The sequence below is a fragment of the Pseudomonas sp. KBN10P06128 genome (genome assembly GCF_037574945.1).
Lineage (GTDB): Bacteria > Pseudomonadota > Gammaproteobacteria > Pseudomonadales > Pseudomonadaceae > Pseudomonas > Pseudomonas aeruginosa.
The window spans coordinates 1,296,587-1,308,375 of record NZ_JBBELR010000001.1; the positions used below are offsets into that span (position 1 = coordinate 1,296,587).

At 66.3% G+C, this 11,789-nt stretch carries 11 protein-coding genes; 8 read left to right on the forward strand and 3 right to left on the reverse strand.

Annotated elements, in window-relative coordinates:
• The first annotated feature begins 197 nt into the window (after positions 1-197).
• From VQ065_RS06060 to VQ065_RS06070, 3 genes are all read left to right on the forward strand, one after another.
• Positions 198-1,346, forward strand: coding sequence for a pyridoxal phosphate-dependent aminotransferase (locus VQ065_RS06060; RefSeq protein ID WP_003092784.1), 1,149 nt, complete (start codon positions 198-200; stop codon positions 1,344-1,346).
• Positions 1,334-2,128, forward strand: a complete 795-nt coding sequence (locus VQ065_RS06065; RefSeq protein WP_003092781.1) for an amidohydrolase — start codon at positions 1,334-1,336, stop codon at positions 2,126-2,128. The genes VQ065_RS06060 and VQ065_RS06065 overlap by 13 nt, the downstream gene beginning before the upstream one ends.
• A gap of 133 nt (positions 2,129-2,261) precedes the next feature.
• Positions 2,262-2,849: a YidB family protein gene (locus VQ065_RS06070; protein ID WP_003092779.1), complete on the forward strand. Its 588-nt coding sequence runs from the start codon at positions 2,262-2,264 to the stop codon at positions 2,847-2,849.
• Positions 2,850-2,936: 87 nt separating this feature from the next.
• Here VQ065_RS06070 and VQ065_RS06075 read toward each other — a convergent pair whose 3' ends face one another.
• Complete coding sequence (locus VQ065_RS06075) at positions 2,937-3,887, reverse strand: aldo/keto reductase (protein WP_003092775.1); 951 nt, start codon at positions 3,885-3,887, stop codon at positions 2,937-2,939.
• A gap of 180 nt (positions 3,888-4,067) precedes the next feature.
• Here VQ065_RS06075 and VQ065_RS06080 point away from each other — a divergent pair, with 180 nt between their 5' ends.
• Complete coding sequence (locus VQ065_RS06080; protein WP_003092773.1) at positions 4,068-4,523, forward strand: hypothetical protein; 456 nt, start codon at positions 4,068-4,070, stop codon at positions 4,521-4,523.
• Between the two features lie 53 nt (positions 4,524-4,576).
• Positions 4,577-4,909, forward strand: a complete 333-nt coding sequence (locus VQ065_RS06085) for a DUF5629 family protein (RefSeq protein WP_003092770.1) — start codon at positions 4,577-4,579, stop codon at positions 4,907-4,909.
• Positions 4,910-4,978: 69 nt separating this feature from the next.
• Here VQ065_RS06085 and leuA read toward each other — a convergent pair whose 3' ends face one another.
• Positions 4,979-6,649, reverse strand: coding sequence for a 2-isopropylmalate synthase (gene leuA, locus VQ065_RS06090; protein WP_003092766.1), 1,671 nt, complete (start codon positions 6,647-6,649; stop codon positions 4,979-4,981).
• A gap of 479 nt (positions 6,650-7,128) precedes the next feature.
• Between leuA and VQ065_RS06095 the strand changes: the two genes are divergently transcribed.
• From VQ065_RS06095 to VQ065_RS06105, 3 genes are all read left to right on the forward strand, one after another.
• On the forward strand, positions 7,129-7,590 hold the full coding sequence (locus tag VQ065_RS06095; protein WP_003092760.1) for a DUF2946 domain-containing protein: 462 nt from the start codon (positions 7,129-7,131) through the stop codon (positions 7,588-7,590).
• Between the two features lie 120 nt (positions 7,591-7,710).
• The gene (locus VQ065_RS06100) at positions 7,711-9,882 is read left to right on the forward strand and encodes a TonB-dependent copper receptor (protein ID WP_022579758.1); all 2,172 of its coding nucleotides are present in this window, start codon (positions 7,711-7,713) and stop codon (positions 9,880-9,882) included.
• Positions 9,883-9,946: 64 nt separating this feature from the next.
• Complete coding sequence (locus VQ065_RS06105; protein ID WP_003092750.1) at positions 9,947-11,362, forward strand: PepSY-associated TM helix domain-containing protein; 1,416 nt, start codon at positions 9,947-9,949, stop codon at positions 11,360-11,362.
• A gap of 17 nt (positions 11,363-11,379) precedes the next feature.
• Here the strand turns inward: VQ065_RS06105 and VQ065_RS06110 are convergent, their stop codons facing one another.
• Positions 11,380-11,775 carry a DUF4345 domain-containing protein gene (locus tag VQ065_RS06110; RefSeq protein ID WP_003092748.1) on the reverse strand — a complete coding sequence of 132 codons (396 nt, stop codon included), beginning with the start codon at positions 11,773-11,775 and terminating at the stop codon, positions 11,380-11,382.
• Between the last annotated feature and the right edge of the window lie 14 nt (positions 11,776-11,789).

The following is an 11,789-nucleotide window of genomic DNA, read 5'->3' on the forward strand; positions in this document are numbered from 1 at the left end:
TTCCCTGTCGTAGCGACGAATGATCGCGAGGCGGTTGTTCGTCCTGCGCCATCGCCTGGCGCATATTCCCCTCTGACCTGAAGCGGCCACGGTTTTTTCTAAGGCGTGCCCCTGCAGCGTCGCTCCCGGATCGGCTATCCTGCCCTGCCACCCGTCTGGCCGGGCTGTCGTCCGGCGAGTCTCTGCAGGAAGTCCCGATGATTCAGAGCAAGCTGCCGAATGTCGGCACCACCATCTTCACCCGCATGTCGCAACTGGCCGCCGAGTGTGGCGCGATCAACCTCTCCCAGGGCTTTCCCGATTTCGACGGTCCGCCGGAGCTGCGCGAGGCGGTAGGCCGGCATATCGCCGCCGGGCACAACCAGTACGCGCCGATGACCGGCTTGCCGGCCCTGCGCGAGCAGGTGGCGAAGAAGATCGAGCAGTTCTATGGACGCCGGGTGAGCGCCGACAGCGAGGTGACCATCACGCCGGGGGCGACCGAGGCGATCTTCAGCGCGATCCAGGCGCTGGTCCATCCGGGCGACGAAGTGGTGGTACTCGACCCGTCCTACGACAGCTACGAACCCTCCGTGCAACTCGCCGGCGGGCGTTGCGTGCACGTGCCGCTGGCGCTGCCGGACTTCTCCATCGACTGGCAGCGCATGGCCGAGGCCATCGGGCCGCGTACCCGGCTGGTCATCATCAATACCCCGCACAACCCCAGCGGCGCGCTGATCAACCGCGAGGAACTGGACCGCCTGGCCGCGCTGATTCGCGACCGGGATATCTACCTGATCAGCGACGAGGTCTACGAGCACCTGGTGTTCGACGGTGTCGCCCATACCAGCGTGCTGTCCCACGACGAGTTGTATCCGCGCTCCTTCGTGGTCAGCTCGTTCGGCAAGACCTACCACGTCACCGGCTGGAAGACCGGCTACGTGGTCGCGCCGCCGGCGCTCAGCGCGGAGCTGCGCAAGGTCCACCAGTACGTCAACTTCTGTGGCGTCACGCCGCTGCAATGGGCATTGGCGGACTACATGGCCGGCCATCCCGAACATTTGCGGCAATTGCCCGGTTTCTACCAGGCCAAGCGCGACCTGTTCTGCGACCTGCTGCTGGACTCTCGCTTCCGTTTCACCCGTGCGCCGGGCACCTACTTCCAGTGCGTGGACTATTCGGCCGTCCGTCCGGACCTGGACGACGTGGCCATGGCCGAGTGGCTGACCCGCGAACACGGAGTGGCGGCGATCCCGGTTTCGGTGTTTTATGAAAAGGCGCCGGACGCCATGCGGCTGGTCCGGTTCTGTTACGCCAAACGCGAGGAGACGCTGCGTCAGGCAGCGGAAAAGCTATGCGCGATCTGACGGTTCTGCCGGACCTGGACATCGCCCTGGTCCAATCCTCCCTGGCCTGGCACGACGCCCAGGCCAACCGCGAGCATTTCGCCGCCCTGCTGGAGAGCGCCGCCGGCGCCGACCTGGTGGTCCTCCCGGAGATGTTCACCACGGGTTTCAGCATGGCTTCGGCCGAGCAGGCCGAGCCCGAGCTGGGGCCGACCCATGCCTGGCTGCTGGAGCAGGCCCGGCGCCTTGGTGCGGTGGTCACCGGCAGCCTGATCGTCCAGCTCGCCGACGGCAGCCATCGCAACCGCCTGCTCTGGGCGCGTCCGGACGGCGAGATGCTGCACTACGACAAGCGCCATCTGTTCCGCATGGCCGGCGAACACGAGCACTACAGTCCCGGCGAACGCCAGGAACTGTTCGAACTCAAGGGCTGGCGGGTGCGCCCGTTGATCTGCTACGACCTGCGTTTCCCGGTGTGGAGCCGCGACCCGCACGACACCGACCTGTTGCTCTACACCGCCAACTGGCCTGCGCCTCGTCGACAGCACTGGAACCGCCTGCTGCCGGCGCGGGCGATCGAGAACCTTTGCTACGTGGTGGCGGTGAACCGTATCGGCGAAGACGGCAACGCCTTGCGCTACGCTGGGGATAGCCAGGTCCTGGACTTCCAGGGCGACAGCCTGTTCAACGCGGCGGACGCCGACGGCGTGTTCCGCGTCCGGCTGGACGCGGCGGCACTGGCGGCCTATCGCCAGCGTTTCCCGGCCTACATGGACGCGGATCGCTTCGAAATCCATCCTTGAGTGCCGGAACGTCCGCTTCCGGTCGATGTCCGAGGCCATGACCCGGCGCTGCGCATGATGGCGCAGTGCCGGGAATGGAGTTACCCGTATCCCGCGGCGCCGCGCCGTGGGCATCAGATCAGGAGGAAGACCAATGGGACTGCTCGATTCGATTCTCGGTTCGGCGCTGGGTGGCTCTGAAGGACAGGGAGGTGCTCGCGATCCGAAAGTGGCCCTGTTGATCGGGCTGGTGACCATGCTGATGTCGCGCCAGGGCGGTGCGGCACAGGGCGGTGGCGATGGCGGTGGTCTGCTCGGTTCGCTGGGCAGCATCCTTGGTAGCGCCGGCGGTGGGGCTGCGAGCGGCGGGCTGGGTGGTGTCCTCGGCGATCTGCTCGGTGGCGCCGCGGGCGGTGCCGGGCAGGCGGCGCCGGGCGTGGAGGCCGGCTCACTGGGCGGACTCGGCGGGTTGTTCCAGATGCTCCAGAACGCAGGCCTGGGCGATGCCCTGAATTCCTGGATCGGCGGTGGGCCGAACCAGTCGGTGTCGGCGGCGGACATTTCCCGGGTCTTCGGCGACGGTCAATTGCAGCAACTGGCGGACTCCGCCGGAGTCAGCCAGGGCGAGGCGGCCGAACACCTGAGCAGCCTGCTGCCGGAACTGGTCAACAAGCTGACGCCGGACGGCCAGGCGCCGCAGGGCGACCTGGACATCGGTTCGCTGCTGGCGCGCTTCAGCTAAGGTTTTCCCGTCGATGCGGAGCGGATAGCCGCGATACGGTTATCCGCTCCACTCAACGGGGCGAGGCCGCCCTCGACGGCAGGTCGGTCAATAGGCGCTGGCGCTGTCCAGGCGGTGGATCGCCTGTTCGTCGAGCTTCAGGTGGGTGGCGGCGATCAGGTCGTCGAGCTGTTCCAGGCTGGTGGCGCTGGCGATCGGCGCGGTCACCGTCGGGCGAGCGATGAGCCAGGCCAGGGCGACCTGGGTCGGGTTGGCGTTGTACTGCTCGGCCACTTCGTCGAGCGCCGCGAGGATGGCCACGCCGCGCTCGTTGAGATAACCCTTCACCTTCTCTCCCCGGGCTCGCCCGGCGGTGTCGGCCTGGTTGCGGTACTTGCCGCTGAGGAAGCCGCTGGCCAGCGAGTAGTAGCTGATCACCCCGATACCGAGTTCTTCCACCGTCGGCTCCAGGTTGGTCTCGTAGTCGGCGCGATCGTACAGGTTGTATTCGGGTTGCAGGCTCTGGTAGCTCGGCAGGTTAAGCCGGGCGCTGACCTGGCGCGCTTCGAGGAGGCGCCGGGCGTCGTAGTTGGAGGCGCCGATGACCCGTACCTTGCCTTTCTTGATCAGTTCGCCATAGGTGGAAAGGGTTTCCTCCAGGTCGGTGTGGGGATCGTCGGTGTGCGACTGGTAGAGGTCCAGGTAGTCGGTCTGCAGGCGTCGTAGCGAGCGCTCCAGGGCCTGCTCGATATAGGCGGCGGAGAGGCCTTTGTGGCCATTGCCCATGTCCATCCCGACCTTGCTGGCGATCACCACGCGGTCGCGTTTGCCGGTGCGTTTCAGCCACTTGCCGATGAGGGTTTCCGACTCGCCGCCCTGGTGCCCGGGAACCCAGCGCGAATAGACGTCGGCGGTGTCGATGCAGTTCAGGCCGGCGTCGAGCAGGGCGTCCAGCAGCCTGAAGGAGGTGCTTTCGTCGGCAGTCCAGCCGAAGACGTTGCCGCCGAATACCAGTGCCGGTATCTCCAGGCCGGAGTTGCCGAGTTTGCGTGTGGTCATGCGTCATCCCTCCTGAGTGCGGTCCTGTGTGGGCGCTTTCGTTCGCACGTCTTGCTGTGACTCCCGGCGGGCGCGGAATGTTCAGCCGGCGCGCGGCGTCCTATAGACTCTGCCGGTTGCCGGGATTTTCCAATGCCGGCCCTGGTAAAGCTTCAGTAAAGATCCGCAGGGAGCACACGCATGAACAGCGACACCGAGAATCCGTTCCGCCCGCCGGAGGCCCGCCTGGACGAGCCTGACGCCACCCATGTCGAGCCGTTGTACAGGCTTTCCGCGATCGGTCTGGGTACCTTCATCGGCACGCCCCTGGCCGGCGCCTTCCTCGCGGCGGTGAATCTCCGTCGCCTGGGACGGGCGCAGGAAGTCGGGAAAACCTGGCTGGTCGGCCTCGGTCTGTTCGTCCTGCTGCCGGTCCTGGGCGCGATACTGCCGGAGAACATCCCCTCGATCGGCTTCACGGTGGCGCAGATATTCGGCATGGTCTACTACGCCAAATCAGCCTTCGGTCCGGCCCTGGACAGCCACAAGGCAGCGGGCGGAGCGTTCATTTCCAACTGGCGGGCGGCGGGGATCGGCCTGCTGTTCATGTTGGTGGTCCTGTCGGTAGCGATCCCGGTGGTGATGCTGGTGGTGTGAGGGGCAGCCCGCGCTTTGCCTTATCATGAGTTCTTTATCCGCGATGACTGGCCATGACTACACAACGCTACCTGCTCGATGAACTGGAAACCGCCGACATGCTCGAGATCGACGGTCTGCACGCCTGGCGCTTCGAACTCAACGAGAACCTGCTGGACCAGGCGGACCTGGCGGCGGAAGCCGACCAGCCGTTCGCCAGCGAAGACTGGGTGCTGGCGGTGGAAAGCCTGGATGGACGCACCCGTCGCGAGTGGCGTTTTTCCTACAACGCGGTGATGGAAGCCGAGCCCCAGGCCGATGGCGAGTCCTGGCGCCTGACCACAGGGGAGGGGGCGTACCAGCTCCGTTGCCTGGGAGCGGTCAGCGCCAGCGGCGAGGATGAGTGAAGCGACTCAGCTGAAAGATGCCCATGAAAAAAGGGAGCCGCCTGGCTCCCTTTTTTCCTTCCGTGCCGGTCAGGCCGCCTTGGCCTCGGCCTGGGTCACCGCGCGGTTCAGCGCGCTGAACAGGGCGCGGAAGCTGGCGGTGGTGATGTTCTCGTCGATGCCGATGCCGTGCAGCGGGCGCTGGCCCTCCAGGCGGATCTCGATATAGGCCGCGGCCTTGGCATTGGCGCCGGCACCGATGGCGTGCTCATGGTAGTCCATGATTTCCGCCTTGACCGGCAGGGCGGCCACCAAGGCTTCCAGCGGTCCCTTGCCGATCCCGCGCCAGTGCTGCTTCTCGCCGTCGAAGGAGACTTCCAGGTCGACGGCGCTGGTGCCGTTCTCTTCCTGCAGGCGATGGCTGGCGAGGACGTAGGGCGAGGTCGCCTTGAGGTATTCGTTTTCCAGCAGCGAGTAGATCTGTTGTGCGGTCATTTCCAGGCCGAGACGGTCGGTCTCGCCTTGCACTACCTGGCTGAACTCGATCTGCATGCGCCGCGGCAGGCTGATGCCGTACTCCTGTTCGAGCAGGAAGGTGATGCCGCCCTTGCCGGACTGGCTGTTGACCCGGATCACCGCTTCGTAGTCGCGGCCGATGTCGGCCGGATCGATCGGCAGGTATGGCACTTCCCAGATCGCGTCTTCCTTCTGCTGGGCGAAGCCCTTGCGAATGGCATCCTGGTGCGAGCCGGAGAAAGCGGTATGGACCAGGTCGCCGACATATGGATGGCGCGGGTGGACCGGCAACTGGTTGCACTCTTCGACCACCTTGCGCACCGCGTCGATGTCGGAGAAGTCCAGTTGCGGATGCAGGCCCTGGGTGTACATGTTCAAGGCCAGGGTCACCAGGTCGACGTTGCCGGTACGCTCGCCGTTGCCGAACAGGCAACCTTCGACGCGGTCGGCGCCGGCCATCAGGCCCAGCTCGGTGGCGGCCACGCCGGTGCCACGGTCGTTGTGGGTGTGCAGGCTGATGATCACGCTGTCACGCTTGTCGACGTGGCGGCCGAACCATTCGATCTGGTCGGCGTAGACGTTCGGCGTGGCGCACTCCACGGTGGCCGGCAGGTTGAGGATGATCTTGTTGTCCGGGGTCGGTTGCCAGACGTCGATCACCGCGTTGCAGACCTCCACCGAGAACTCCAGCTCGGTAGAGCTGAAGATTTCCGGCGAGTACTGGAACGACCACTGGGTATCCGGTTGCTCGGCGGCCAGCTTCTTGATCAGTTTCGCGGCGTTGGTGGCGATGTCCACGACGCCCTGCTTGTCCTGGTTGAAGACGATGCGGCGGAACGACGGGGCGGTGGCGTTGTAGACGTGGACGATGGCCTTCTTCGCCCCGCGCAGGGATTCGAAGGTGCGGGTGATCAGGTCTTCGCGGGCCTGGGTCAGCACCTGGATGGTGACGTCGTCCGGGATGTGGTTGCCTTCGATCAACTCGCGGACGAAGTTGAAGTCGGTATCGGAAGCCGACGGGAAGGCCACTTCGATCTGCTTCAGGCCGACCTGCACCAAGGTCTTGAAGAATCGCATCTTCTTCGCCGCGTCCATCGGTTCGATCAGCGACTGGTTGCCGTCGCGCAGGTCGGAACTGCACCAGATCGGCACCTCGGTGATGGTCTTCGACGGCCAGGTGCGGTCGGGCAGATTGATGGCCGGGAATGGGCGGTATTTCTGCGAAGGGTCTTTCAACATGCTCATGGGGCTAATCCTTTGGAGTCGGTTCCTGGGCCGGCGGGGCCAGGCGAACGCAGTGACGAGATGAAGAGAAGCGTCGCTCAGCCACGCAGTCGCGGGCTGACCAGGCACAGGCAGGCGTGTTGGCGGAGCAGGATGAGGGTGTGTGGTGTTTTCATGCGTACCACACTAGTGAGACTGCATTTGAATGGCAAGCATTAAAGGAAAATTAGTAGAATTTCCTATTTGTGCGGCTTTTGTGGGTTTTTATTCTTTCCCGGCGGTGAAAGCTTGTCCTCGATTGCGCCGCCGGCACGCTCTCCGCAACGGAAAATTCTGCGGCCCCATGCCGCAGAAGAGCCAGCCGCCCTTGTGCGATCATTTCGTTCCCCGTGCCTGGGGCGTATAACGACAGGCGCATTCTTCTTTTCGGCATGACCCGGCGCGAGCGGCCATCCGGCCCGCTACGCGGTGGTCTTCATTCAAGACGGCGGGAGTCGCAGGTGGCGACCACTCTGAAACGACAAGGCATCGGTGCATGGCTGGCTCTGTTCGCCATGCTGATGATCTTCGTCGGGCCGTTGATCTCCCAGTCGATGCCGATGGACCACCCGATGCCGATGGGCGTGGGGATGGGCCACGAAGGCATGTCCCACGAGAACATGGACCATGGCGACATGGCCCATGCCGGCTGTTCCGATGCCCAGCGCTCCGTCGTCCATGCCGGCATGCCGGGGATGGGCGGCGAGGAAGGCAATCGCCTGGCCAGCGACGTGCTCTGGGAGAAGTGCGGTTATTGCAGCCTGTTGTTCCACAGCCCGCCGCTCACCGAAGACGCCTGCCTGGCGCTGTTCTCCGTTCCCTTCGCGACGGCGCCCGCCGTCGCTTTCCTGAACGAGGCGTTCGTCGCCTCGCCGGTGTTTCCCGGCGCCCGTACCCGTGCGCCGCCGTTCCTGATCGCCTGACCTCTTTCAATCCGATAGCCGCCGCTTCCTGGGGGCACCGGCGCGTCTTCGCCGCGCCGGTGACGCGAGCCTGGCCGGGTGCCTGCTCGCCGTGGGGGCGGGGCGGAAGTCACATAGATCATGGAAAAACGTATGTCTACTCAACAACGAGCGGCCGGCAACGCCTGCCCGACCGCCGCTTTCAGCTTCGACCCTGCCCGTCTCGCACAACGCCGCCGCTGGGCGGGAGCCTTCGCCGCACTGTGCGGCCTGGCCCTGTCTCCGTCGGCGCTCCTGGCCGAGGAGCACTCCCAGCACCAGGATCACGCCGTGGAGCTGGCGCCGAGCGTGGTCACCGGAGTCGCCCAGAGTTCGCCGCTGACCATCGTCACCAATCCCAAGGAGCCGCGCCAACCGGTACCGGCCAGCGATGGGGCCGACTACCTGAAGACCATTCCCGGCTTCGCGGTGATCCGCAACGGCGGCAGCAACGGCGACCCGGTGCTGCGCGGGATGTTCGGTTCGCGCCTGAACATCCTCACCAACGGCGGCATGATGCTCGGTGCCTGTCCGAACCGGATGGACGCGCCGACCTCCTACATCTCGCCGGAAACCTACGACAAGCTCACCGTGATCAAGGGCCCGCAGACGGTGCTCTGGGGGCCGGGCGCGTCGGCCGGGACGATCCTCTTCGAGCGTGAGCCGGAGCGCTTCGGCGAACTCGGCTCGCGGGTCAACGCCAGCCTGCTGGCCGGCTCCAACGGCCGCTTCGACAAGGTGCTGGACGCCGCCGCCGGCAACCGGCTCGGCTACCTGCGCTTCACCGGCAACCACGCGCAGTCCGACGATTACGAGGACGGCGCCGGGAATACCGTGCCGTCGCGCTGGAAGAAGTGGAACGGCGACGTCGCGGTCGGCTGGACCCCCGACGAGGACACCCTGATCGAACTCACCGCCGGCAAGGGCGACGGCGAGGCACGCTACGCCGGGCGCGGCATGGACGGCTCGCAGTTCAAGCGCGAGAGCCTGGGCCTGCGCTTCGTCAAATCGAACGTCAGCGATGTGCTGGAGAAGGTCGAGGCGCAGGTCTACTACAACTACGCCGACCACATCATGGACAACTTCCGCCTGCGCACTCCCGACCCGTCCAGCATGATGCCCATGCCGATGGCGTCCCAGGTGGACCGACGCACCCTCGGCGGTCGCCTGGCGGCCACCTGGCGCTGGGACGACTTCAAGCTGGTCACCGGGGTCGACGCCATGCGCAACGAGCACCGCGCGCGCGGCTCCAAGTACGACATGATGACCGACTACTACACCGACGCCGACCAGTTCCCCTGGAGCAAGGACGCGGTGTTCCACAACTACGGGGCCTTCGGCGAACTGACCTGGTTCGCCGCCGAGCGCGACCGGCTGATCGGCGGGTTGCGCCTGGACCGCGCCTCGGTCAAGGACTACCGGCAGACCCTGAAGTCCGGGCACATGGGCCACGCCATGGCCAACCCGACGGCCAACGACACCCGCGCCGATACCTTGCCCAGCGGCTTCGTGCGCTACGAGCACGACCTCGCCGACTCGCCGACCACCCTCTACGCCGGCCTCGGCCATGCCGAGCGCTTCCCAGACTACTGGGAGCTGTTCTCGCCCAAGCGCGGGCCGAACGGGTCGGTCAACGCCTTCGACAAGATCAAGCCGGAAAAGACCACCCAGCTCGACTTCGGCCTCCAGTACAACGGCGACAAGCTGCAGGCCTGGGCCTCCGGCTACGTCGGGGTGGTCCAGGACTTCATCCTGTTCAGCTATCGCGAGGGCATGATGGGCTCCTCGACCCAGGCGACCAACGTCGACGCGCGGATCATGGGCGGCGAGCTGGGCGCTTCCTACCAGCTCACCGGCAACTGGAAGACCGACGCCAGCCTGGCCTATGCCTGGGGCAAGAACAGCTCGGACGACCGCGCGCTGCCGCAGATCCCGCCGCTGGAAGCGCGCTTCGGCCTGACCTACGAGGAAGGCGACTGGAGTGCCGGCAGCCTGTGGCGGGTGGTCGCGCCGCAGAATCGCATCGCCAGGGACCAGGGCAACGTGGTCGGCAAGGACTTCGACAAGAGCACCGGCTTCGGCGTCTTCTCGCTCAACGGCGCCTACCGGGTGACTCGCAACGTCAAGCTGAGCGCCGGTGTCGATAACCTGTTCGACAAGGATTACACCGAGCACCTGAACAAGGCCGGCGACGCCGGCTTCGGTTTCTCCGCCAACGAAACGGTTCCAGAGCCGGGCCGGACCTTCTGGACCAAGGTCGACTTCAGCTTCTGAACCTTCAACGAGGCCCCGTCCAGCGGGGCCCGCCTTGCCTACGTGCGCTCCGATGAGGTGATCCATGCAATCGAACGAAAAGAACGGCCGTGACTTCTACGCGCTGGCCTGGCGCTGGCATTTCTACGCCGGCCTGTTCGTCGCGCCCTTCATGATCCTGCTGGCGCTGACCGGAATCGTCTACCTGTTCAAGCCGCAACTGGATGCGCTGCTCTATCCGCAACTGCTGCGGGTCGAGGCCGGTGCGCAGATGCGCAGCGCCGACCAGTTGCTCGCCGGGGTGCGCCAGGCGCACCCGCAGGCCGCCGTCAGCCAGTACCTGCCGCCGAGCGAGGCGGGGCGCAGCGCGCAATTCGTGATTGGCGAAGAGGGCAGGCAATGGAACCTCTTCGTCGATCCCTACAGCGGACGCGAACTCGGCCGCCAGGATGCGCAGCTGAATCTCCAGGCGGTGGCCCGGGCACTGCATGGCGAGCTGATGGTCGGGACCGTCGGCGACCGGCTGATCGAGCTGGCCGCCGGCTGGGGCATCGTCCTGGTGGTCTCCGGTCTCTACCTGTGGTGGCCGCGCGGGCGGGCGGCGAGCGCGCTGTTCTGGCCGCGCCTGCACCTGCGCGGACGACCGCTGTGGCGCGATTTACATGTGGTCGCCGGGTTCTGGGGCAGCCTGCTGTTGCTGTTCATGCTGCTCAGCGGGATGACCTGGACCGGCTACTGGGGCAAGCAGTTCGCCGATGTCTGGAACCGCTTCCCGGCGGCGATGTGGAACGATGTGCCGACCTCCGACATGCAGGCCGGTAGCCTCAACAGCGCGTCGCGCCAGCAGGTGCCCTGGCCGCTGGAGAACACTCCGCTGCCGCGCTCGCAGCCGCCGGCGGCCGACGCCCATGCCGAGCATCGCGGGCATTCCGCCCAGGCCGGGCATGCGATGCCGATGGACATGCCGATGCCGGCGGGCATCCCTCTGCAAAGGGTGGTGGATATCGCCCGCGAGCGCGGCGTGGCGGCGGGCTACGGGATCGCCCTGCCGAGCGGGATGGAGGGGGTCTACACGATTTCCGTGTTCCCCGACGATCCGCGCCACGACGCCACCCTGCACATCGACCAGTACAGCGGCAAGGTTCTCGCCGACGTGCGTTGGCAGGACTACAACGCGGTGGCGAGGAGCGTGCAGATGGGCGTCGTGCTGCACGAAGGCAAGCTCTTCGGCCTGGGCAATCAGTTGCTGATGCTCGCGGTCTGCCTGGCGATCCTGCTCAGCTCGGCGAGCGGCCTGTGGATCTGGTGGAAGCGCAAGCCGGCCGGACGCCTTGGCGTGCCGCCGCTGCGCCACGAGCTGCCGCGCTGGAAGACCGGCATCGCCATCATGCTGGCGCTGGGCGTGGCCTTCCCGTTGGTGGGGGCCTCGCTCCTGCTGGTCTGGGCGCTGGACTGGCTGGTGCTGTCGCGGCTGCCGGCGGTTCGCCGGGTCCTGGCTTGAGACCTGCTGCCCGGCGCTCAGTCGAGGTCGAGCTGGCGGGTCTTCCAGAGTGCCGCCAGCAACAGCACGCAGAGCAGCGCCTCGGCGCCGAGCCAGAGGAAGGTGGTTAGCGCCGGCGAGGCGTCGATCAGCACACCGTAGAGACGCGCCGCGCCGCCGCTGGCGATCACCGCCAGGGCGGCGAGCAGGCCGAGCACCAGGTAGCGGGGGCGCAGGGCGGCATAGCCGAGCAGCAGGCCGATGCCGAAGCTGGTGCCGCCGTAGCTGGCGCGCAGGTCGGTGAGGGCGGCGGGGGTGAGCGGTTCGCCGCTGGTGAGCAGGGAGGCGAGCGGGCCGGGGAAGAAGACGAAGCCCAGGCCGAGGACCACGAACAGTGCCGAGCACAGCCAGAGCAGGCGAAGCGGGTGAGTCATGCGGTGTCTCCCTT